Annotated in this window: 18 protein-coding genes; 5 read left to right on the top strand and 13 right to left on the bottom strand. The window is 57.7% G+C overall.

Features of this window, described 5'->3' with window-relative positions; genetic code table 11:
• Window positions 1-68 precede the first annotated feature (68 nt).
• A complete protein-coding gene (locus SWE17_RS09340) occupies window positions 69-1,763 on the top strand; it encodes a hybrid sensor histidine kinase/response regulator (RefSeq protein WP_322992828.1) in 1,695 nt (564 codons plus the stop codon).
• 170 nt (window positions 1,764-1,933) lie between these two features.
• On the opposite strand, the gene SWE17_RS09335 is transcribed toward SWE17_RS09340, so the two are convergent.
• The 8 genes from SWE17_RS09335 to SWE17_RS09300 all read right to left on the bottom strand — a co-directional run bounded on the left by SWE17_RS09335 (window position 1,934) and on the right by SWE17_RS09300 (window position 11,460).
• The gene (locus SWE17_RS09335) at window positions 1,934-2,920 is read right to left on the bottom strand and encodes a tripartite tricarboxylate transporter substrate-binding protein (RefSeq protein WP_322992827.1); all 987 of its coding nucleotides are present in this window, start codon (window positions 2,918-2,920) and stop codon (window positions 1,934-1,936) included.
• A gap of 133 nt (window positions 2,921-3,053) precedes the next feature.
• Window positions 3,054-4,310, bottom strand: a complete 1,257-nt coding sequence (locus SWE17_RS09330) for a phenylacetate--CoA ligase family protein (protein ID WP_322992826.1) — start codon at window positions 4,308-4,310, stop codon at window positions 3,054-3,056.
• A 45-nt stretch (window positions 4,311-4,355) separates the two neighbouring features.
• Window positions 4,356-5,165 (bottom strand): ABC transporter ATP-binding protein, encoded by an 810-nt coding sequence (locus tag SWE17_RS09325; RefSeq protein ID WP_322992825.1) that lies wholly within the window; start codon window positions 5,163-5,165, stop codon window positions 4,356-4,358.
• Between the two features lie 137 nt (window positions 5,166-5,302).
• On the bottom strand, window positions 5,303-6,640 hold the full coding sequence (locus SWE17_RS09320; RefSeq protein WP_100117966.1) for an ABC transporter substrate-binding protein: 1,338 nt from the start codon (window positions 6,638-6,640) through the stop codon (window positions 5,303-5,305).
• Between the two features lie 64 nt (window positions 6,641-6,704).
• Window positions 6,705-7,781 carry a branched-chain amino acid ABC transporter permease gene (locus SWE17_RS09315; RefSeq protein WP_322992824.1) on the bottom strand — a complete coding sequence of 359 codons (1,077 nt, stop codon included), beginning with the start codon at window positions 7,779-7,781 and terminating at the stop codon, window positions 6,705-6,707.
• Between the two features lie 11 nt (window positions 7,782-7,792).
• A complete protein-coding gene (locus tag SWE17_RS09310) occupies window positions 7,793-8,722 on the bottom strand; it encodes a branched-chain amino acid ABC transporter permease (RefSeq protein ID WP_322992823.1) in 930 nt (309 codons plus the stop codon).
• 12 nt (window positions 8,723-8,734) lie between these two features.
• Entirely contained in the window at window positions 8,735-9,517 is a 783-nt protein-coding gene (locus SWE17_RS09305) for an ABC transporter ATP-binding protein (RefSeq protein ID WP_100117969.1), read from the bottom strand.
• Window positions 9,514-11,460, bottom strand: a complete 1,947-nt coding sequence (locus tag SWE17_RS09300; protein WP_322992822.1) for an AMP-dependent synthetase/ligase — start codon at window positions 11,458-11,460, stop codon at window positions 9,514-9,516. The genes SWE17_RS09305 and SWE17_RS09300 overlap by 4 nt, the downstream gene beginning before the upstream one ends.
• 146 nt (window positions 11,461-11,606) lie before the next feature.
• Between SWE17_RS09300 and SWE17_RS09295 the strand changes: the two genes are divergently transcribed.
• The 3 genes from SWE17_RS09295 to htpG all read left to right on the top strand — a co-directional run bounded on the left by SWE17_RS09295 (window position 11,607) and on the right by htpG (window position 15,355).
• Window positions 11,607-12,314 carry a Crp/Fnr family transcriptional regulator gene (locus tag SWE17_RS09295; protein ID WP_322992821.1) on the top strand — a complete coding sequence of 236 codons (708 nt, stop codon included), beginning with the start codon at window positions 11,607-11,609 and terminating at the stop codon, window positions 12,312-12,314.
• Window positions 12,315-12,373: 59 nt separating this feature from the next.
• On the top strand, window positions 12,374-13,282 hold the full coding sequence (locus tag SWE17_RS09290; RefSeq protein WP_322992820.1) for a pseudouridine synthase: 909 nt from the start codon (window positions 12,374-12,376) through the stop codon (window positions 13,280-13,282).
• A gap of 81 nt (window positions 13,283-13,363) precedes the next feature.
• Window positions 13,364-15,355, top strand: coding sequence for a molecular chaperone HtpG (gene htpG / locus SWE17_RS09285; RefSeq protein ID WP_322992819.1), 1,992 nt, complete (start codon window positions 13,364-13,366; stop codon window positions 15,353-15,355).
• Window positions 15,356-15,426: 71 nt separating this feature from the next.
• Here the strand turns inward: htpG and SWE17_RS09280 are convergent, their stop codons facing one another.
• Window positions 15,427-16,005 carry a phosphohydrolase gene (locus SWE17_RS09280; RefSeq protein WP_322992818.1) on the bottom strand — a complete coding sequence of 193 codons (579 nt, stop codon included), beginning with the start codon at window positions 16,003-16,005 and terminating at the stop codon, window positions 15,427-15,429.
• Window positions 16,006-16,148: 143 nt separating this feature from the next.
• Between SWE17_RS09280 and SWE17_RS09275 the strand changes: the two genes are divergently transcribed.
• On the top strand, window positions 16,149-17,387 hold the full coding sequence (locus SWE17_RS09275; protein ID WP_322992817.1) for an MFS transporter: 1,239 nt from the start codon (window positions 16,149-16,151) through the stop codon (window positions 17,385-17,387).
• Between the two features lie 46 nt (window positions 17,388-17,433).
• On the opposite strand, the gene SWE17_RS09270 is transcribed toward SWE17_RS09275, so the two are convergent.
• From SWE17_RS09270 to SWE17_RS09255, 4 genes are all read right to left on the bottom strand, one after another.
• Window positions 17,434-18,501 carry an ABC transporter ATP-binding protein gene (locus tag SWE17_RS09270; RefSeq protein ID WP_322992816.1) on the bottom strand — a complete coding sequence of 356 codons (1,068 nt, stop codon included), beginning with the start codon at window positions 18,499-18,501 and terminating at the stop codon, window positions 17,434-17,436.
• Between the two features lie 12 nt (window positions 18,502-18,513).
• Window positions 18,514-19,368 carry a carbohydrate ABC transporter permease gene (locus SWE17_RS09265; RefSeq protein ID WP_322992815.1) on the bottom strand — a complete coding sequence of 285 codons (855 nt, stop codon included), beginning with the start codon at window positions 19,366-19,368 and terminating at the stop codon, window positions 18,514-18,516.
• Complete coding sequence (locus tag SWE17_RS09260; RefSeq protein WP_322992814.1) at window positions 19,365-20,243, bottom strand: sugar ABC transporter permease; 879 nt, start codon at window positions 20,241-20,243, stop codon at window positions 19,365-19,367. The genes SWE17_RS09265 and SWE17_RS09260 overlap by 4 nt, the downstream gene beginning before the upstream one ends.
• A gap of 117 nt (window positions 20,244-20,360) precedes the next feature.
• The gene (locus SWE17_RS09255; protein ID WP_322992838.1) at window positions 20,361-21,605 is read right to left on the bottom strand and encodes an ABC transporter substrate-binding protein; all 1,245 of its coding nucleotides are present in this window, start codon (window positions 21,603-21,605) and stop codon (window positions 20,361-20,363) included.
• Between the last annotated feature and the right edge of the window lie 72 nt (window positions 21,606-21,677).

The raw sequence follows: 21,677 nt of genomic DNA, 5'->3' as shown, positions 1-21,677 counted from the left end.
ATCAACAAGAACCACATGTGGAAGGGCTTCGAGATCAGGCACTGGTTGCGATTGAAAAATTGCAATACATGCTCGATTACTCCAAATCGAGCACCATCGCCACCGTATTGGCACCGCTGTTGTGTGTTCCTTTGTATTGGGAAGACACAGAACCACTTCGATTTGGGGCGTGGCTTGCCGCCATGACCTTGGCGGTCATCACGCGGTATGCCTTACTCCGATCCATAAGGGCTTTATCCAATCCACTCCAAGACGGTCGAGTCTTGAACTTGGCGATTGGCATGGGGACTCTGATGTGGGGGCTGGGTTGGTTTGTTTTTGTACAACCCACTGACATGGTGAGCTATTTGCTCTATCAAATCATCAGCCTCACGGTGTTGTTTGTCGGGATGGTGGGTTATTGCGTCAATTGGAAGACTTTTTTCGCTTTTGTCTTGCCTCTGAAAGTACCTGAGCTCATTTTCATCACTGTCAATTTCAGTGAAGTTGTATGGCCCATTGCGCTGGGCTCCATGGTGGCTGTTTATTTGGCTTTCAAGATGGCATTCATATTTTCCAAATCATGGGAAAAGTCATTTGCGTTGCGCTTGAAAAACGATGCCCTCATCGAGCAATTGACCGAAGAAAAAAATGCTTCCTTGGCCGCCAACTTGGCCAAGTCCGAGTTCATTGCCACTGCCAGCCATGATCTGCGGCAGCCCATGCAATCCATCAATATCTTCGTTGACATGATCGACACCCGCCAGCTGAGTGAAAGTGATGGCTCCATTTTCAACAGGATGCGCAAAAGCATCACGGTGTTGAACCGCATGTTCAATACGCTGCTGGACATCAGTAAGCTGGATTCAAATGTGGCGATTCGAGAACGTGCGTTCCATCTGATTGAGATCGTTCACAGTTTGGAGGACAGCTTCAGCGACCTGTGCGCCGAAAAAAAAATCAAGTTGTCCTTCAAGGGCGTGAAACACCAGGTGCAGGGTGACTTCCATTTGATGGAGCAAATATTGAGGAACTTGCTGGCCAATGCCATCCAATACACCGACCAAGGGCACATCGAGGTGGCTTTTGATGCCAGCTCTGATGCGCTGAGCTTTTCCGTCAAAGACACCGGTTGTGGCATTCCTGAAGCGGATTTGCCATTGATCTTCACCGAATTCTTCCGCTCAGACCATTCACGCTCTCACTACGATGGGCTGGGCTTGGGCTTGGCCATCGTGAACCGGATCGTGAAAAAAATCGATGGCCACTGCCACGTTCAATCCGAAGTCGGCAAAGGCTCTTTGTTCACCGTTCATACCCGGTTTGCCGTCATTCCCGCTCAGCCCACAAAGCCTCTGCAGCCGACACTGGCCTCTGGCGAAGCCGTTGGGCACGGGCCACACCCACGAGACGGCCATAATTCCAAGGGTCATTTGGGCATCTTGGAAAATGACGAAGCACTCTCGCAGGCCTACTTGCATTACTTCACGCAAGCTGGATACACCGTCCACATCGTGCCCTACGAAGAGACCGCATTCCACGAATGCTTAGAGTCACTCCCCCCGTTGGATTTCATCGTGAGCGACTTCAGGCTGGGGCCCAAAGATGGGCTTTACTTCATCCAGCAATTACGAGAAGAATTCAACCAAGACATCCCAGCGTGCATCGTGACTGCTGACACATCACCCCAGCATTTGGATTTGTTCAGTCAGCACAACATCGAAGTCATGTACAAACCCATTGACATCCACGCCATCGAAAAATTCATAGCGGCCCACATTTGACCCAAGGTCAGAGAATTTTGGGACATTGACACGCCCTCGGCTTCAGTGCTTGTCATTGGCAATGCGACCTAGAACCAAAGTCAGAGATGGCCGGCACGTTGCTGGCGTAGTGGCGCATCCAAAGAAAAAGCCGCTCCAAAGAGCGGCTTTTGGCGGGGTCATACTCCAGATCAGTCGGCGTATTTGCCAGCCGCATCCACAGCGGCCTTGATCTTCACCATCTCCGCGGCCACAAACTTCTTGTGTTCTGCAGGGTCGGTTCGCTTGTCGGTCACCACCAGTGCACCCAAGGCCTCGTTTTTCTTGATGAACTCGGGGTCTTTCAAGACCTTCTTCAATGCATCATTAAGCATCTTGGTGATGGCTGGCGGGGTCCCTTTAGGGGCATACAAACCGTGCCAAATGGTGAGGTCAAAGTTCTTCAGACCCATTTCTTGCAGGCTGGGGTAATACTTGAGCACAGGGTGTCCCGCCAAGGGCTTGGCCGTTGTGACAGCAAACGCCTTGACACGTCCGCCTTCAATTTGTCCCACCGTGTTGGTGGTCTGGTCACACATCACATCAACCTGGCCGCCGATCAGAGCGGTCATGGCGGGCGCGGTGCCACCAAAGGGGATGGTCGTCATGGCGTCTTTGGTCTGCAGGTTCGACTGCCACAGCAAGCCACAAATGTGGGAGGCAGAACCCAAACCCGCATGCGCGATGTTCAGCTTGCCTGCGTTCGCACGGATGTAGTTTTCAAAGTCACGGTAGGTGTTGGCGGGCAACTGGGGCTTGCCGATGAGGGTCATGGGCACGTCATTGACCATACCCAAGAACTCGAAGTCTTCCAGCGGTTTGTAAGCAATTTTGCGGTACAGGGCAGGAGTAGCGGCCATACCGATATGGAACAACAAGAGTGAGTGACCATCAGGAGCGGCTTTGGCCACCTTGGTGGCACCGATCGTGCCGCCAGCGCCAGCAGCGTTTTCAACGACGAAGTTGCTGCCAGGAATCTGCTTGCGCATCGCTTCGGCCAAATCGCGTGCGACGCGGTCTGTCGGGCCACCCGCAGTGAAGGGCACCACAATGGAAATAGGCTTGGTGCCGGGATAAGATTGGGCCAAAGCCCCCGCCGAAACAGCTGCCATGGCAGCCAAAACAAACAGTTTTTTCATTTCTAAACCTCAAAAGTTATTTTGATAGTCTAGAACCAAAGTTGGGGTTTGACATGGCGGAAAGTACTTAGTCGCTTTCCCTAATTTCCCCCGTGAAACAAGGCCATGAGGCCACTTGGAGGCCCTGGCCAGCTCACTGGTAACTTCTGGCGTCCTCGATCACCTTGCCGTCATTGGCCAAACTGCCTGCGGCCACCAAATGCACTTCGCCACGCAGTTTGGTCACATCGCGCACGGCTTCAGACACTCGGGCCTTCAATGCATCGTCAGACAAGGCGCCTGTTTCAACATGCAGCGCCATTTGGTCATTGGCCATCTCGCCGGTCACCACCAAACGGGCTTTGCTCACCTCGGGGAAGCGCTTGACGATCTCTGCCACCTGACTGGGGTGCACAAACATGCCGCGGATCTTGGTGGTCTGGTCGGCGCGGCCCATCCAGCCCTTGATGCGCTGACCGGTACGGCCTGTGGGGCAAGTGCCCGGCAAGATGGCCGACAAGTCGCCTGTGCCAAAACGGATCAAGGGGTAATCGGGGTTGAGTGTGGTGATGACCAACTCGCCCACTTCGCCCTCAGGCACCGGGTCGCCCGTGCCGGGGCGCACGATCTCGACGATCACGCCTTCGTCCAGCACCAAGCCTTCACGCGCGGCGGTTTCGTAGGCAATCAAACCCACATCCGCTGTGGCGTAGCACTGGTAGGCATCAACGCCATGCGCCGTCATCCAGTCGCGCAGGCTGGGCGGGAAAGCCTCGCCTGACACCAGCGCCTTGCGCACACTGGGCAAAGCCACACCCATCTCGGCGGCTTTTTCGAGGATGATTTTCAGGAAACTGGGGGTGCCGATGTAGCCCGCAGGCTGCAACTCGGCCATGGCTGCCACTTGCTGTTCGGTCTGGCCAATGCCACCTGGGAACACGGTGCAGCCTAAGGCATGGGCACCGGTTTCCATCATGGAACCTGCCGGGGTGAAGTGGTAGCTGAAACAGTTGTGGATCAGCTCGCCCGGGCGAAATCCGGCCGCAAACATGGTGCGGGCCATGCGCCAGTAATCGGGGCGGGTGCCTTCGGGCTCGTAAATCGTGCCCGGGCTTGCGAATACGCGGGTCATGCCTTGGCCAAAACCCAGGGTGCTGAAACCGCCAAACACATTGCCGCCAGCGGCACGAGATGCTTTTTGACGCTCCATCAATTCGTATTTTCGGATGACCGGCAATTGAGCCAGCGCAGCGCGGCTTTTCACGCTGGCGGCATCCACGTCCTTGAGCAATTCGGCGAAGGCCGGGGCATGCGACTTAGCGTGCGCGACCTGCGCAGGCAAAGCGGCCATCAAAGCGGCTTCACGGACTTCAGGGGCACGCGTTTCCAACGCATCAAAGTGCTGAGACATGTTTTTCTTTCGGGGGAACTGCGGAGGGAACGGACGGTGCTGGCATCAAGCCAACCAACGCTTGCGGCGCTTGTAGCTCTTGACGTCCTTGAAGCTCTTGCGCTCACCGCCGCCCATGCCCAAGTAAAACTCTTTCACGTCTTCGTTGGTGCGCAAGTCTTCGGCCGCGCCGTCCATCACGATTCGACCCGACTCCATGATGTAGCCGTAGTCGGCATATTTCAGGGCCATGTTGGTGTTCTGCTCAGCGATCAGGAAGGTGACTTTTTCCTTCTCGTTCAAATCCTTGACGATGTTGAACACCTCTTCCACGATCTGCGGGGCCAGACCCATAGAGGGCTCATCGAGCAACACCATGTTGGGGTTGGTCATCAGGGCGCGGCCAATGGCGCACATTTGCTGCTCACCACCCGAGGTGTAGGCCGCCTGCGAGGTGCGGCGGGTCTTCAGGCGGGGGAAATAGGTGTAGACCTTGTCCAGGTTGGCAGCGATCTCGCCCTTGTCGGTGCGGGTGTAGCTGCCGGTCATCAGGTTTTCTTCGATGGTCAGGTGGGCAAAGCAGTGGCGGCCTTCCATCACCTGCACCACACCCTTGTTCACCAAGTCCGCGGGGGATAGGTTTTCGATGCGCTCGCCGCGCAGCTCGATCGAGCCCTTGGTCACTGCGCCACGCTCACCTTGCAGCAAATTGGAAATCGCCCGCAGCGTGGTGGTCTTGCCCGCGCCATTGCCGCCAAGCAAGGCCACGATGCCTTGCTCGGGCACCTGCAGGGACACGCCCTTGAGCACCAAGATGACGTGGTTGTAAATGACTTCGATGCCGTTGACGTTCAGAACAATGTTTTTGTCGCTCATGGGCTGTGCCTTTTCATAACTCTGGGGGTTCAAGCCAAATGAAACCGCTGCACGCAAGGGTTTCATTTGGCAGCTGCAGGTGGCGTGAACCACCGTGCAGCTGCAGCCCACCGCTTGCGCAGCGGGCTGTTCACCAATCAGGACTGGCAGTCCGCAGGGGTGCGGCGTGTCAACTTCTTCTCGGCGGCGTACTTGTCAGCAGCGGCTTTGACCATGGGCTTGATGATCTGCTCATCGGCCTGGTACCAGTCACTGGAGAACTCCCACTTGCTGCCGTTCCATGTGTGGATACGGGCCCAGTTGGCACCCATGTGATCAGCACAAGAGGTAGACACAGGGCGCAAAACCCCTTTGAAGCCCAGTGCATCCAGCTTGGCCTGAGTCAAATCCAGGTTTTCATAACCCCAGCGAGCTTGCTCACCGGTCATGACTTTGCCTTTGCCATACTTTTGCTGAGCTTGACGTACGCCTTCCACGGCGAACATGGCACTGAACAAACCGCGCATGTAAAGCACTTCACCCACTTCGTCTTTGGGGCCTGTGCCTTGGTTTTTGGCGTGCAACTTTTCCAGCACTTCTTTCACGATCGCAGAGCCCTTTTCGGTGCCGTGCTGCATGGTGATGGCGTTGTAGCCCTTGGCGCCCATGCCCACGTCCTTGACGTCAGGCTCGGCACCCGCCCACCACACGCCATAGATCTTCTCGCGTGGGTAGCCGGTGGCTTGAGCCTCCTTGAGCAATGTGGAGTTCATCACGCCCCAGCCCCAGTTGACCACGTAGTCAGGGCGGCTTTGGCGAATTTGCAGCCAAGTGGACTTTTGCTCCACACCAGGGTGGGTCACTGGCAAGAGGCTCAGCTTGAAGCCATGCATGGCCGCACGCTCTTGCAAGATCGGGATGGCTTCTTTGCCAAATGGGCTGTCGTGGTAGACCAAAGCGATGTGCTTGCCCTTGAGCTTGTCGGCACCGCCAAGTTTTTTGGCAATGTCTTGAACGATGACGTCACCAGCCACCCAGTAAGTGCCGGCCAAGGGGAAGTTCCACTTGAACACGCCGCCGTCAGCCGATTCGCTGCGGCCGTAGCCTGCCGTGATCAAAGGGATCTTGTCGCCAGGGGCTTTTTCGGTCAACGCGAAGGTGATGCCAGTCGACAAAGGCTGGAACACGGTCGCGCCGCCGTTCTTGCCTTTCAGGCGTTCATAGCACTCCACACCGCGGTCGGTAGCGTAGCCGGTTTCGCACTCTTCAAAGCTGACTTTGACACCATTGATGCCGCCGCGGGCATTGACCAGCTTGAGGTAGTCGACATAGCCGTTGGCAAAGGGCACGCCGTTCGGGGCGTAAGCGCCGGTGCGGTACACCAGCACAGGGAAAAACTGCTCTTTGGTTTGGGCCGTGGCCACGGTGCTGACCAGCGCACTGGCAAGACCGGCAGCCGCCACTGTGGTGGCAAGGACGAGTTGACGAAGCTTCATGGTTTGTCTCCTGTTAAAAAAAGGGAAGCACTTGGGGTAAAAAACTCTGAAAAATTGCGGCACATCAGTGCGGGAAAGGCCACAGACGCAGCTTTTGCTTGGCCACCGACCACAGTTTGGCCAGGCCATGCGGCTCCACGATCAGGAACCACACAATCAAGGCGCCAAAGATCATGAATTCGGCGTGCGAGACGGTTGCTGTCGAGATGCTCACGCCGATCAGATCGCCCACAGCTGGGAGGAACTGGTTCAGAAAAATCGGCAAGATCACAATGAATGCAGCGCCAAAGAAGCTGCCCATGATCGAGCCCATGCCGCCGATGATGACCATGAACAAGAGCTGGAAAGAACGGTCAATCGAGAAAGCGGCGGGTTCCCAAGAACCCAGGTGCACAAAGCCCCACAAGCCGCCGGCCACACCGACGATGAAAGAGCTCACTGCGAAGGCGCTGAGCTTGGCATAAACGGGGCGGATACCAATCACGGCAGCGGCCACGTCCATGTCGCGAATGGCCATCCACTCACGGCCAATGGCCGAGCGCACCAAGTTTTTGGCCAACAAACCAAACACTACCAAAAAGGCCAAGCAAAACAAGTATTTCTGCAAAGGGGTGTCGATGGACCAGCCCAACACATTCAAGTTGGACACAGACACCGAGCCCGAGGCGTTGTTGTTGGTGAACCAGCCAATGCGCAGGAAAGCCCAATCGCAAAAGAATTGCGCAGCCAAGGTGGCCACTGCCAAATACAGACCCTTGACGCGCAAGCTGGGAATGCCAAAGAACATCCCCACCAAGGTCGCAAAAAAGCCCCCGGCCAGCAACGCCACGATCAGGGGCATGCCCTCAATGCGGATGTAGGTGTTGTAGGCCATGTAGGCCCCCACCGCCATGAAGGCCCCTGAACCCAGTGAAATCTGGCCGCAATAACCGACCAGGATGTTCACCCCCAGCGCCGCCAACGACAAGATGAGGAAGGGGATCAAGATGGCGCGGAACATGTACTCGTCGACCAAAAAAGGGACGCCGACGAAAGCAAAGGCAATCAGCGCCAGGATGGCCCAACGGTCTTGCGCGATGGCGAAAATTTGCTGGTCGCTGCGGTAAGAGGTCTTGAATTGACCGTTTTCTCTGTAAAACATGTGTTGTCTCCTTACACGCGGTCGATGATTTTTTCGCCAAACAGACCTTGCGGACGGAAAAGCAAGAACACCAAGGCGAGCACGTAAGCGAACCAGATTTCAATGCCGCCACCCACCATGGGGCCGAGGTACACCTCGGACAATTTTTCGCCCACACCGATGATCAGGCCGCCAATGATGGCGCCGGGCACCGAGGTCAGGCCACCCAAAATGATGACGGGCAACGCCCGCAAAGCCACCGTGGTCAGCGAGAACTGCACGCCCATTTTGGAACCCCAAATGATGCCAGCCACCAAAGCCGTCAGTCCGGCCACAAACCACACAATCACCCAAATGCGGTTGAGCGGAATACCAATCGATTGCGCCGCTTGGTGGTCATCGGCCACTGCACGTAAAGCACGACCGGTGCTGGTCTTTTGAAAGAACAGCGACAAGACCACCACCAGCAAAGCTGCGATGCAAGCGGCATACACGTCTTCGAGGTTAACCAGCACGCCACCGGGGAAGACCGAGTCCAACAGGAACACCGGATCTTTGGGCATGCCCACGTCGATCTTGTAAATGTCGCTGCCAAAGATGGTTTGACCCAGACCGTCCAGGAAATAGGTGATGCCCAAGGTCGCCATGAGCAAGGTCACGCCTTCTTGGTTGACCAGATGGCGTAAGACCAAGCGCTCAATCAGCCAAGCCAGTACAAACATGATGATCGCGGACAGCGCAAAGGCGATCAAATTGCCCAAGAACTTGTCTTCAATGCCCAGCCAGCCGGGAATCCATTCGGAAAACCGGGCCATGGCCAAAGCGGCGAACAACACCATCGCACCTTGCGCGAAGTTGAACACGCCCGATGCTTTGAAGATCAATACAAAGCCAAGCGCCACCAGCGCATAGAGCATGCCGGCCATCAGGCCACCCAGCAGAGCTTCCAGAAAAAATGCCATGTCTAGTTCTCCTTAGTGGCTGGTGCCCAGATAGGCACTAATCACTTCTTCGTTGTTGCGCACTTCTTCGGGGGTTCCGTCGCCAATTTTTTTGCCATAGTCCAGCACCACCACGCGGTCCGAAATGTCCATCACCACACCCATGTCGTGCTCGATCAGCACGATGGTCGAACCGAACTCGTCGTTCACATCCAAAATGAAGCGGCACATGTCCTGCTTCTCTTCCATGTTCATGCCGGCCATGGGCTCATCGAGCAGCAACACTTGCGGCTCCATGGCCAGGGCGCGGCCCAAGTCCACACGCTTTTGCAAACCGTATGGCAACTGCCCCACCGGGGTTTTGCGGAAAGCCTGGATTTCCAGAAAGTCGATGATGTGCTCGACAAACTCGCGGTGCTCTTCTTCCTCACGCTGCGCAGGGCCAATGCGCAAGGCCTGCATGAACAGGTTGCTCTTGATGCGCAGGTTGCGGCCGGTCATGATGTTGTCGATCACGCTCATGCCTTTGAACAAGGCCAAGTTCTGGAAGGTACGGGCAATGCCCATCTCGGCCACTTGGCGGCTGTTCATGTGGCCAAACTTTTGGCCACGGAAGGTGATGCTGCCCTCTTGCGGTTGGTACACGCCGTTGATGCAGTTGAGCATCGAGCTTTTGCCCGCGCCGTTGGGGCCAATGATGGCCCGCACTTCGTGCTCGCGCACATTGAAAGAGATGTCGGTCAGCGCCTTCACGCCGCCGAATCGCAAACTGATGTTGCTGACGTCCAGGATGACGTCGCCAATTTTCTTGGTCATGCTGCTGCCTTCACGGGTGTGAATGTTTTGGCGTCTGAAATCTTGAGCGTGGCGCTGACGCTGCCGGTGCGGCCGTCTTCAAACTTCACCACGGTCTCGATGAACTGCTCGGTTTTGCCTTCATACAGGCCATCCACCAGCGGTTTATATTTTTCCGCAATAAAGCCACGACGGACCTTGTTGGTGCGCGTCAACTCGCCATCGTCCGCGTCCAACTCTTTGTGCAAGATCAAGAAACGCGAAACCTGGCTGCCCGCCAACAAGGCGTCTTCGGCCAAATCGGCGTTGACCTTTTCCACACACTCTTGGATCAATTGGTACACCTCGGGCTTTTGCGCCAAGTCGGTGTACCCGGCATAGGGCAGGTTGCGGCGCTCTGCCCAGTTGCCCACGGCGTCAAAGTCGATGTTGAGCATCACACACACTTTTTCGCGCTGGTCGCCATAAGCCACCACTTCTTTGATGTGCGGGAAGAACTTGAGTTTGTTCTCGACGTACTTGGGCGCAAACATGGCGCCATCGTTGGCACCGCCCTGAATGCGACCAACGTCTTTCACGCGGTCGATGATCTTCAAGTGGCCGTGGTTGTCGATGAAACCCGCGTCGCTGGTGTGGTACCAGCCGTCGGGCGTCAGCACTTCGTCGGTGGCCTTCTGGTTTTTGTAATAGCCCTTGAGCAGACCTGGCGACTTGACCATGATCTCGCCGTTGTCGGCGACCTTGATCTCCACCCCTTTGCACGGCACACCCACGGTGTCGGCACGGGCTTCGTTGTCGGGTTGAAGGCAGACGAACACAGCGGTTTCGGTCGAGCCATAGAGCTGCTTGATGTTCACGCCGATCGAGCGGAAGAAGGTGAACAAATCGGGGCCAATCGCCTCGCCCGCGGTGTAGGCCACGCGCACGCGGCTGAAACCCATGTTGTTGCGCAAAGGACCGTACACCATGAGGTTGCCCAGGCCATACACCAAGCGATCGACCAAGCCAACAGATTGGCCATCCATCAAGGCAGGGCCCACTTTTTTGGCCACGCCCATGAAATAGTGAAACAGCTTGCGCTTGAAGCTGCCCGCGTCTTCCATGCGGATCATCACGCTGGTGAGCATGCCTTCAAACACACGCGGCGGCGCGAAGTAGTAAGTCGGCCCAATCTCTTTTAGGTCGATGGTCACGGTCGCCGATGACTCGGGGCAGTTGACCACGTAACCGCACACCAGCCATTGCGCATAACTGAAAATGTTTTGGCCAATCCAGGCGGGCGGCATGTAAGCCAGCACATCTTCTGCGTTGGTCAGCTTGTCGAATTCAGCGCCCGCGTCGGCGCGGTCAATCAGGGAGCCGTGCGTGTGCACCACACCTTTGGGGTTGCCCGTGGTGCCGGACGTGAAGAACATGGCGGCGACATCGGTGTAGGCGGCTTTTTCAACTTCCTCGTTGAAGAACTGCGGATGCTGCTGTGCAAACACCCCTCCTGCGGAGATCAGCTCTTCGAGCGAGCCCAAACCGTCTTCGGTGTACTTGCGCAGGCCGCGTGGGTCGTCGTAAAAAATATGCGTCAACTGCGGGCACTGCTCTCGCACTTCCAGCATCTTATCGACCTGCTCTTGGTCTTCCACCACCGCAAAGCGCACTTCGGCGTTGGTGATGGGAAACACGCACTCGGCGGCGGCAGCATCTTGGTAAAGCGGCACCGGAATCGCCCCCAGAGACTGGGCGGCCAGCATCGTGGCGTAAAGACGAGGGCGGTTGGAGCCCACCACGATCAGGTGCTCGCCGCGCTGCAAGCCCGCCTGATGCAAGCCACAGGCCACTGACTGGACCAAGCTGGACAAATCCGACCAGCTGGTGGTTTGCCAAATGCCATATTCCTTCTCGCGCAGTGCGGGCGCGGAGGGGCGCTCGGCAGCGTGCTTGAGCATCAAACGGGGAAACGTTGTTTGCATGATCTGACGGGTCTCCAAATGGGTTGCACGACATGGCGTACAACTGAACTTGGGCGGATCGTAGGCACTCATTTGACGCCATGTTGTCGTTTGGACGACAATTCAGGGAAGACCCCTACCACAACTGACCTGAGTCTGACACCGCCATGGCCACCACACAGAGCGTTTACCAGCGCCGCCGTAGCCCGACACCCGAGGAATTGGCCAGCATTCCGTGGCTGTCTTTGCTGACACCCAGCGAGCGCCAGCAAATCGAATCCGAACTGGTCGTCAGTGACCCGCAGCCCGGCGACTATGTCTGCCGTGTGGGGCGTCCGGTCACCTATTGGTTTGGGGTGATTTCGGGCCTGCTCAAAATGAGCAGCGACAACGAGAGCGGCCAGACCATGACTTTCACCGGGGTGCCGCCTGGGGGCTGGTTTGGCGAAGGCACGGCCCTCAAACGCGAGATCTACCGCTACAACATCCAGCCCCTGCGTGCCAGCGTGGTGGCGGGTTTGCCGGTCGACACCTTCCACTGGCTGATTGACCATTCACTCGGTTTCAACCGCTTCATCATGCAGCAGCTCAATGAACGGCTGGGGCAGTTCATCGCAGCCCGCGAAATGGACCGCATGACCAACCCAGAGCTGCGCCTGGCACGCCACTTGGCGGCCTTGTTCAATCCGGTTTTGTTCTCCGGCGTAGGCGAAGTACTGCGCATCACGCAGCAAGAATTGGCCTATCTGGTGGGCTTGTCCCGCCAGCGGGTGAACGAAGCACTCAAGGAACTTGAATCAAGACAATTGATACGGGTGGAATACGGTGGGTTGCGGATTTTGGATTTGCAAGGACTGCGCACGGCGCAATTTTGATTCCCAAAAGAAGGGACAATTGGGATCCGGCCAATTTCAGCCCCTTCTTGAACCTCTCAATGACTCAGCCCCCGGTTTTCAAACGCGCTCCCCGTCCCGAAGGCAAAGGCGAAGCTGCCGCTCCCAGTGGCACCTCGCGCCTGAACAAACGCATGGCCGAGTTGCGCATGTGCTCGCGCCGCGAAGCCGATGCCTGGATCGAGCAAGGCTGGGTGATGGTGAACGGCCTGCCCGCCACCATGGGCCAACAAGTCACCCTGTCGGACCGCATCACCATCGACAAAGCGGCTGAACAGCAACAAGAGCGGCAAGTGACTATTCTTTTGCACAAGCCCATGGGCTATGTGAGCGGCCAAGCCGAAGACGGGCACGAGCCCGCCATCACCCTAATCAACCCGCGCAGCCACTGGGGCGGTGACCCGTCCAAACTCCGCTTCACCCCACCCCACCTGCGCAACCTGGCCCCCGCCGGGCGCCTGGACATCGACTCCACCGGTCTGTTGGTGCTGACACAAGACGGACGTGTGGCGCGTCAGTTGATCGGCGAAGACTCCGAGATGGAAAAAGAGTACCTGGTGCGCGTGGCCTACACCGGCCACGAGAACACCGCAGCCGCCGCTGCCGCCTCGGCCACCTACGGCGGCAAGGCTAACCAGCTCACCACCATTGGCGACTTCGACCGCGTGAGCGCCAACGTGCAAGCCATCTTCCCCAAAGCCCAACTCGAGCGCCTGCGCCATGGCCTGAGCTTGGACGGCAAACCCCTCAAACCCGCCAAGGTGGAATGGCAAAACCCCGAGCAACTGCGTTTTGTGCTGACCGAAGGCAAAAAACGGCAGATCCGCCGCATGTGTGAGCAAGTCGGCCTGAAAGTGGTAGGCCTCAAGCGCATCCGCATGGGCAATGTGCAGCTGGGCCAGATGCCTGCAGGCACTTGGCGGTATTTGGGGCCCAATGAATCGTTCTGACACCTCTTGAAACACTGCCAGACGCCCCCAACTGTGGGGCGTTTTGGTTTCTTGATCTTTGTTTTTACCTGTTGAATTGATATGAGCAAACAAACCCATGCCTTCCAGGCCGAAGTCGCACAACTTCTGCACCTGGTCACCCACTCGCTGTACTCCAACCAAGAGATCTTTCTGCGCGAGCTGATCTCCAACGCCTCGGACGCTTGCGACAAGCTGCGCTTTGAAGCGCTCAACAACACTGCGCTTTACGAAGACGCGCCTGAGTTGCAAGTGCGCCTGTCGTTCGACAAAGCCGCCAAGACGCTCCACATCACTGACAACGGCATCGGCATGACGGCGCAAGAAGCCATTGACCACCTGGGCACGATCGCCAAGAGCGGCACCAAGGACTTCATGAGCAAGCTGAGCGGCGACCAAAAGTCTGACGCACAGCTGATTGGCCAGTTCGGTGTGGGCTTTTATTCGGGCTTCATCGTGGCAGAGAAGATCACGGTTGAAACCCGCCGTGCAGGCGCAGCAGCGGCCGAAGGCGTGCGCTGGATCAGCGGCGGCACGGGCGACTTTGAGGTCGAGACCATCAACCGCGCCGAACGCGGCACCAGCGTGATACTGCACCTGCGCGAAGAAGCGCTGGACTACGCCAACAGCTGGAAGCTCAAGGAAATCGTCGGCAAATACTCCGACCACATCAGCCTGCCCATCTTGATGGAAAAGGAAGAGTGGCAAGACGGCGAGCTGATCGACCCGAGCAACGAAGAAGCTGGCCGCAAACCCGGCGGCATGGTCAAGACCGGCGAGTGGGAAACCATCAACAAAGCCAGCGCCTTGTGGACCCGCCCCAAGAAAGACATCACGGACGAGCAATACGCCGACTTTTACAAACAAATCAGCCGCGACTTTGAAGCGCCGCTGACCTGGACCCACAACCGCGTGGAAGGCAGCACCGAATACACCCAGCTGCTCTACATCCCCGGCAAAGCCCCGCAAGACCTGTGGAACCGCGACAAGAAAGCCGGCATCAAGCTGTATGTGAAGCGCGTGTTCATCATGGACGAAGCCGAGGCGCTGATGCCCAGCTACCTGCGCTTTGTGAAAGGCGTGGTGGACTCCGCCGACCTGCCGCTGAACGTGAGCCGCGAGCTGCTGCAAGAAAGCCGAGACGTCAAAGCCATCCGCGAAGGCTGCACCAAACGCGTGTTGTCGATGCTCGAAGATCTGGCCAAGCACGACAAGGCCCCCGAGGCTTCTGCCGATGCCACGGATGCGACTACCGAAGGGGTCTCTGATGTTTTAAGTGAAGAGGACAAAGCCAAGATCGGCCAGTATTCCAAGTTCTACGCCGAGTTCGGTGCGGTGCTCAAAGAAGGCCTGGGCGAAGACTTTGCCAACAAAGACCGCCTGTCCAAGCTGCTGCGTTTCGCGTCCACCACCAGTGACACCGTGAGTGTGAGCTTTGCCGACTACAAAGCCCGCATGAAAGAAGGCCAAGACGCGATTTACTACATCACCGCCGACACCCTGGCCGCCGCCAAGAACAGCCCACAGCTCGAAGTTTTCAAGAAAAAAGGCATCGAAGTTTTGCTGATGACCGACCGCGTGGACGAGTGGGCGCTCAACTTTGTGCACGAGTTCGACGGCACCCCGCTGCAAAGCGTGGCCAAGGGCGCGTTTGACCTGGGCAAGCTGCAAGACGAAGAAGAAAAGAAAGCCGCCGAAGACGCGGCCGAAACCTTCAAGCCCGTGCTGGCCAAGCTCAAAGAAGCGCTGAAAGACAAAGCCGAAGACGTGCGTGTGACCAGCCGCCTGGTGGACAGCCCCGCCTGCTTGGTGGTGACAGACGACGGCATGAGCATGCAGCTCGCCCGCATGCTCAAGCAAGCCGGTCAACAAGCCCCAGAAGTCAAGCCCGTGCTCGAGGTCAACCCCGAGCATGCGCTGGTCAAAAAGCTCGACGGCTCGGTCCACTTCCACGACCTGGCTCACATCCTGTTTGACCAAGCCCTGCTGGCCGAAGGCGGCTTGCCCGCAGACCCGGCGGCTTATGTGAAGCGGGTGAATGCGCTGCTGAGCTGAACCGCGCACTCCTCAAATAAAAGGGGCGGCACCTGTGGGTGCCGCCCCTTTTTTGTTTGCTACTCTGAGAATCAGGCCTTCAAGGCGTCCTTGTAAACCGAGTTCACCGGCTGGGCCATCACCTTGCGCAGCATCGGCTCAAAGGCTTCGATGGGCAGCGTGTCGTAACTCGCATCAAACGCCGGGTCGTCGTAGAGCGCGATGAACTCTTCGGTTCGGGCGTAATGCGGGTGATCTTTGAACATGTCGCGCATATTCCGGTCCATGCCGATGTGGTGAAAAAAGTTGTAGCCCTGAAAAATCCCGTGGTTTTGCACCATCCAAAAATTGGCATCTGACACAAAGGGCTTGAGGATGGCGGCGGCGATGTCCGGGTGGTTGAAGGTGCCCAGCGTGTCGCCGATGTCGTGCAACAAAGCGCAGACCACGTACTCGTCATCACGCCCATCGCGCAGAGCCCGCGTGGCGGTTTGCAGGCAGTGGGTGTAGCGGTCCACCGGGAAGCCGCCGTAGTCCCCGTCCAAAAGCTTCAGGTGCGCCATCACACGGTCGGGCAGCGTCTGCGTGAACTGCATGAACTCGCCAGCGATCAGCTTCCAGTCTTCCTGGGTGCTGTCCTGCATGCGGATGAATTGGGCTCGGTCGTTCATGGGCGCTCCTGCAACTGAAAGCGTCAGCGTACAGGGTCTGATGCGTGCGAACTGTCGGGTAGATGACTGCAGTCCTCAAGGCCGCCAAGGACGCAGTAACCCACAAGACAACCGTGCCCTCACGCATCGGCTAGATTGCGGCCATGCACACCCTACCTGCCGACCCTTCCCTCATCGATTCCCGACAGGCTGCTTGGCGCTTGCTGGCCACCTTGGGCCTCGTGGTGCTGGGCAACAGCAGCATGTACATCGTCTCTGTGGTGCTGCCGGCCGTGCAAACCGAGTTTGGCGTGGGCCGGGCCGACGCTTCGCTGCCTTACACCTTGATGATGATTTGCCTGGGGCTGGGCGGTCTGATCACCGGCCGATTGGCTGACCGCCACGGCCTGATGCCGGTGCTGTGGGTCGGCGCTTTGGCAGTGTGTGGAGGCTTTGTGTGGGCGGGCATGTCAGGCAGCATTTGGGCTTTTGGGCTGGCCCATGGCTTGATGGGTTTGATTGGCAGCTCGTCGACCTTTGCGCCCCTGATGGCCGATACCGCCTTGTGGTGGAACCGCCGTCGGGGCATTGCCGTGGCCATTTGTGCCAGCGGTAATTACATCGCGGGCACGATTTGGCCACCGATTGTTCAGCACGGCGTGGAGACTTTGGGCTGGCGACAGACTTATATATTGTTGGGCGTTTTTTGCGGAGTCGGCATGCTGCTGTTGGCCACGCGCATGCGTCAGCGCCCGCCTCTGGTGACGCTGACACCCACCAACGCCAGCACCGCACCCGTGGACCGCAGCCGCCCATTTGGTCTGCGGCCCGCTCACGCACAAGGCCTGCTGTTTGTCGCGGGCGTGGCTTGTTGCGTAGCCATGTCCATGCCACAGGTCCACATCGTGGCCTATTGCTCAGACTTGGGATTTGGCGCAGCACGTGGCGCAGAAATGCTTTCACTCATGCTGGCCAGCGGCATTGTCAGTCGACTGGTGTTTGGTGTGATCAGCGACCGCATTGGGGGCATCCGCACTTTGTTGTTGGGTTCGTTTTTGCAGGGCGTGGCGCTGCTGATGTTTTTGCCTTTTGACGGCATGGTGCCGCTGTACATCGTCTCAGCCATGTTCGGGCTGTTTCAGGGCGGCATAGTGCCGGCTTACGCCATCATCATTCGTGAACACTTTGACCCCAAAGAAGCCGGGGCGCGTGTGGGCTCGGTGATCATGGCCACTTTGCTGGGCATGGCCTTGGGCGGCTGGATGTCAGGCTGGGTGTTTGATGTGACGGGCAGTTACCACGCTGCCTTTTTGAACGGCATCGCGTGGAACCTGCTCAACCTGTGCATCGCCAGCTGGCTGTTTTGGCGGGTGCGCAAAGCTGAACGCTTCAACGCCCTCTGATCAGACTGGAGCGGTTTCAAGCCGCACTGGCTGGCCCATCAAGCCTTCAGCCTACACGCACGCCGCTGGCGCGGTCAAACAAATGCGACTGCTCGGCCGACCATTGCAGGTGCACCGCGTCACCTACTGCGGCTTGCAACACGCCCGGCACGCGGGCCGTCAGCTTGCCTGCTGCAGTCTCCACCGTGGCATAGGTTTCAGGACCAGTGGGCTCGATCATGCTGAGCGTGCCAGGCAGGCCAGTGGTGGCAAAGCTGACGCTTTCAGGGCGCAGGCCGTAAACCAGCTCGGCACTGCCGTGTGCTTGCACAGCGGCGCTTTGCGCATCGGTGATGGGCAGTTCCACGCCATGCGCTGTCAATGTGGTGCCCAAGCGTTGCGCATCCACCATGTTCATGGCGGGTGAGCCAATGAACTCGGCCACAAATCGGTTGGCCGGGTGGTTGTAGATTTCGGCGGGCGTACCAAACTGTTGCACCAAGCCGTCTTTCATCACGGCGATGCGGTCACCCAGGGTCATGGCTTCGACCTGATCGTGCGTCACATACACGGTGGTGGTTTTGGTGCGCTGGTGCAGCAGTTTGATCTCGGCGCGCATTTCCACGCGCAGCTTGGCATCCAAGTTGGACAGCGGCTCGTCAAACAAAAACAGTTTGGGGTCTCGTGCCAAGGCCCGGCCCATGGCCACGCGTTGACGCTGCCCGCCCGAGAGCTGACCGGGCTTTCGGTCCAGCAGGTGGCCGATTTGCAGCATGGCCGACACGCGTTCCACCGCCGCCTTGCGCTCGGCCTTGGGCACCTTGCGGATCTCCAGACCAAAGGCGATGTTTTGCGCCACCGTCATGTTGGGGTAGAGCGCGTAGCTCTGAAACACCATGGCGATGTCGCGGTCCTTGCTGGGCAAATTCGTCACATCCCGCTCGCCGATGTGGATGCTGCCGCTGGTGGGATGGTCCAGGCCCGCGATCATCGACAGCAAGGTCGATTTGCCGCAACCGGATGGGCCAACCAAGATCAAGAATTCACCGGCCTCGATTTCCAGATCGATGCCTTTGAGGATGTGGACCGTCTCGTTATAGGTCTTGTGGATATTGCGAATGGCGAGTGCGCCCATGGTGTATTCCCTTTAGCCTTTGACGGCGCCAGCCGTCAGGCCACGCACAAAATATTTACCTGCCACCACATACACAAAAAGGGTGGGCAATGCCGCAATCAAGGCTGCGGCCATATCGACGTTGTATTCCTTGACAGCGCTCGATGTGTTGGCCAGGTTGTTCAGGCCCACGGTGATCGGTTTGCTGTCCGCGCCAGAGAACACCACACCGTACAAAAAGTCGTTCCAGATGTTGGTGAACTGCCAGATCAACGTGACCACCAAAATGGGCAGCGACAGGGGCAGCACGATGCGGCGAAAAATCATCCAAAAACCTGCGCCATCCAACTGCGCAGCCTTGATCAACTCGTCCGGCAGGCCAATGTAGTAATTCCGGAAAAACAGCGTGGTCGATGGAATGCCTGCCACAACGTGTACCAGCATCAGACCCCACACCGAGCTGGCCACGCCCAGCCACCCCAACACCTGACTCATGGGCAGCAGCACCACTTGCATGGGCATGAAAACGCCAAACAGCATGAAGGCAAACAGGGTTTCGCTGCCGCGAAACTTCCACTTAGAGAGCACATAGCCGTTGAGGGAACCGATCAGGGTGGACAGCAGCACCGCGGGCACCACCATGACGATCGAATTCCAAAAGAAGGGCTTGAGGCCCTCGCATTGCACGCCAGTACAAGCGCTACCCCACGCCTTGAACCATGCATCCAGAGTAGGCGCAGTTGGCAGGCTCAACAAGTTGCCTGTGCGCAACTGTTCGGCGTCTTTGAGTGAAGTGGTCAGCATCACATACAGCGGCACCAAAAACCAAGCCGCAAACAGCAGCAACATGGTCCACAGAACGAGGCGATGAAAGTTCAAGCGGCTCATCGTTTGCTCCGCAATTCAGAATAAAGGTAAGGCACCACAATGGCCGCCACAGTGGCCAACATGACAGTGGCACTGGCCGCACCCACACCGATCTGCCCTCGCGTGAAGGCGGTGGCATACATGAAAGTGGCGGGTAAATCGGTGGCATAGCCTGGGCCGCCAGCCGTGAGCGCCATGACCAAGTCAAAGCTCTTGATGGCCAGGTGCGCGACAACCAGCAGGGTACTGAAAAACACCGGTCCCAGGCTGGGCAAAATGATGCGCCAGTAAATCGTAGGTAAGCTCGCGCCATCCACCTGGGCGGCCTTGATGATGGAGTCGTCGATGCCGCGCAGTGCCGCCAAAAACAACGCCATGACAAAGCCCGCGCTTTGCCACACACCGGCAATGACCACACAGTAAATGGCCATGTCCTGATCGACAAGCCACTCGAACTGAAAATCCGTAAAGCCCCAGCTGTGCATCAGATGCTGCAGTCCCAGGCCGGGGTTCAAAATCCACTTCCAGGCCGTGCCGGTCACGATGAACGAGATCGCCATGGGGTACAGGTAAATGGTGCGCAAGACGCCTTCGCCACGCACCTTCTGGTCAAGCAAGATGGCGAGCAAAACACCCAAAGCCATCGCACCACCGATAAAGCAAAAACCAAAAACCGCCATGTTCGTCATGGCCACGCGAAAGCGGTCGCTGTCCAACAAAGCACTGTAGTGCTGCAAGCCTACAAACTCATAGTTGGGCAACAGGCGTGAAGCGGACACGGACAGGTAACCGTTCCAGGCCATCAGACCGTATATGAACAACAGAGACAAGACAAAGCTGGGCGCAATGACCAGTTTGGGCAGCCAAGCGGCTTGCTGTGGGGAGGATGAAGACATGGGTGATCCGATCGGGAGCCCGTGCGGGCTGCAAGCTCGTGACCTGCAGCCCGACGGCTAAATGAACAGCAAACTCTGGTGGCCTGCGTGAGCCGACCCTTGGGTCGGCTCAAAGACTCACTTGACCTTGGCGGCCGAAGCGATCTTGGTTTGAGCATCTTTTGTGCTCATCTTGTCATCGTTCCAGAACTGGCTGACAGCATCTTGGATCGCGCCAGAGGTAGCCGAACCAATGGCCATCCCGTGGGCCACAGAAGGCACCAAGCCTCCGCTCTTGGCGGTCGACACGAAGTCGTTGGAGCTGAGCTTGGCGCAGTCGTCAAACTTGGCCAGGTTCATGTTCAGGCGCACAGGGATGGAGCCTTTGTTGAGGTTGAACACTTCTTGGAAGTCAGTGGACATGATGGCCGAGGCCAAGTCTTTTTGAGCCTTGGTGTTGTCGTCGTTCTTCAACTTGAACATCGCAAAGGAGTCCACGTTGAACGTGAAGGACTTGGCAGTACCAGGCGCTGCTGCACAAGTGAAGTCAGCACCGGGCTTCTTGCCAGCGGCTACGAATTCACCCTTAGCCCAGTCGCCCATCAACTGCATGCCCGCTTCACCTTTGATGACCATGGCAGTGGCCAGGTTCCAGTCACGGCCGGGAGCGTTCTTGTCGGTGTAGGTCTTGACCTTCTTGAAGGTGTCGAGCACTTTGGTCATGGTGGCACCGGTCAATGCGGCTTGATCCAACTGCACCAAAGCCTTTTTGTAGAAGTCTGCACCGCCGACGCCCAGAGCCACACTCTCAAAGGTGGTGAAGTCTTGCCAGTTTTGGCCACCGTGCGCCACGGGAATGATGCCGGCTTTTTTCAGGGCTTCAGCGGCAACAAAGAACTCGTCCCAATTGGTCGGCACTTTGGCGCCGGCCTTCTTGAACGCAGCGTTGCTGGCCCACAGCCAGTTCACACGGTGCACGTTCACGGGAGCGGCAATGTAGTTGCCTTTGTACTTCATCACGTTGGCGACCACTGGAGGCAGCAAGCTGTCCCACTTTTCAGCCTTGGCCACATCGTCGATGTTGGCCAAAACGCCTTCGCCAGCCCACTCTTGCAAAGCGGGTCCCTTGATCTGGGCGGCAGCTGGGGCATTGCCCGACACCACGCGCGACTTGAGCACGGTCATGGCGTTGTCACCGCCGCCGCCGGCGACAGCGAAGTCTTTCCAGACATGCCCTTTGGCTTGCAAGGTGGCTTTCAGAGCGGCGGCCGATTTGGCTTCGCCACCGCTGGTCCAATAGTGCAGGACTTCGACTTCACCTGCATGGGCTGCCAGGGCCAAAACAGCGGCTGTGGCCAAGATCGAACGCTGGAACAATTTCATAGCTTTCAAGAGGGTCTCCCGGTTGCGGCCGCATAGGGCCTGTGTGGATGTGCGAGGTGGCGGAATGGCCTG

It is taken from the genome of Limnohabitans sp., from assembly GCF_034680285.1.
Lineage (GTDB): Bacteria > Pseudomonadota > Gammaproteobacteria > Burkholderiales > Burkholderiaceae_C > Limnohabitans_A.
This window is presented reverse-complemented; position numbering and strand designations above follow the sequence as displayed.

What these genes read in the sequence shown, in the direction of transcription:
- SWE17_RS09260 (WP_322992814.1), bottom strand. Translation starts at nt 20,243, where the DNA reads ATGTCTTCATCCTCCCCACAGCAAGCCGCTTGGCTGCCCAAACTGGTC.
- SWE17_RS09290 (WP_322992820.1), top strand. Translation starts at nt 12,374, where the DNA reads ATGACTCAGCCCCCGGTTTTCAAACGCGCTCCCCGTCCCGAAGGCAAA.
- SWE17_RS09325 (WP_322992825.1), bottom strand. Translation starts at nt 5,165, where the DNA reads ATGAGCGACAAAAACATTGTTCTGAACGTCAACGGCATCGAAGTCATT.
- SWE17_RS09255 (WP_322992838.1), bottom strand. Translation starts at nt 21,605, where the DNA reads ATGAAATTGTTCCAGCGTTCGATCTTGGCCACAGCCGCTGTTTTGGCC.
- SWE17_RS09265 (WP_322992815.1), bottom strand. Translation starts at nt 19,368, where the DNA reads ATGAGCCGCTTGAACTTTCATCGCCTCGTTCTGTGGACCATGTTGCTG.
- SWE17_RS09335 (WP_322992827.1), bottom strand. Translation starts at nt 2,920, where the DNA reads ATGAAAAAACTGTTTGTTTTGGCTGCCATGGCAGCTGTTTCGGCGGGG.
- SWE17_RS09310 (WP_322992823.1), bottom strand. Translation starts at nt 8,722, where the DNA reads ATGGCATTTTTTCTGGAAGCTCTGCTGGGTGGCCTGATGGCCGGCATG.
- SWE17_RS09330 (WP_322992826.1), bottom strand. Translation starts at nt 4,310, where the DNA reads ATGTCTCAGCACTTTGATGCGTTGGAAACGCGTGCCCCTGAAGTCCGT.
- SWE17_RS09275 (WP_322992817.1), top strand. Translation starts at nt 16,149, where the DNA reads ATGCACACCCTACCTGCCGACCCTTCCCTCATCGATTCCCGACAGGCT.
- SWE17_RS09320 (WP_100117966.1), bottom strand. Translation starts at nt 6,640, where the DNA reads ATGAAGCTTCGTCAACTCGTCCTTGCCACCACAGTGGCGGCTGCCGGT.
- SWE17_RS09300 (WP_322992822.1), bottom strand. Translation starts at nt 11,460, where the DNA reads ATGCAAACAACGTTTCCCCGTTTGATGCTCAAGCACGCTGCCGAGCGC.
- SWE17_RS09280 (WP_322992818.1), bottom strand. Translation starts at nt 16,005, where the DNA reads ATGAACGACCGAGCCCAATTCATCCGCATGCAGGACAGCACCCAGGAA.
- SWE17_RS09305 (WP_100117969.1), bottom strand. Translation starts at nt 9,517, where the DNA reads ATGACCAAGAAAATTGGCGACGTCATCCTGGACGTCAGCAACATCAGT.
- SWE17_RS09340 (WP_322992828.1), top strand. Translation starts at nt 69, where the DNA reads ATGCTCGATTACTCCAAATCGAGCACCATCGCCACCGTATTGGCACCG.
- SWE17_RS09315 (WP_322992824.1), bottom strand. Translation starts at nt 7,781, where the DNA reads ATGTTTTACAGAGAAAACGGTCAATTCAAGACCTCTTACCGCAGCGAC.
- SWE17_RS09295 (WP_322992821.1), top strand. Translation starts at nt 11,607, where the DNA reads ATGGCCACCACACAGAGCGTTTACCAGCGCCGCCGTAGCCCGACACCC.
- htpG (WP_322992819.1), top strand. Translation starts at nt 13,364, where the DNA reads ATGAGCAAACAAACCCATGCCTTCCAGGCCGAAGTCGCACAACTTCTG.
- SWE17_RS09270 (WP_322992816.1), bottom strand. Translation starts at nt 18,501, where the DNA reads ATGGGCGCACTCGCCATTCGCAATATCCACAAGACCTATAACGAGACG.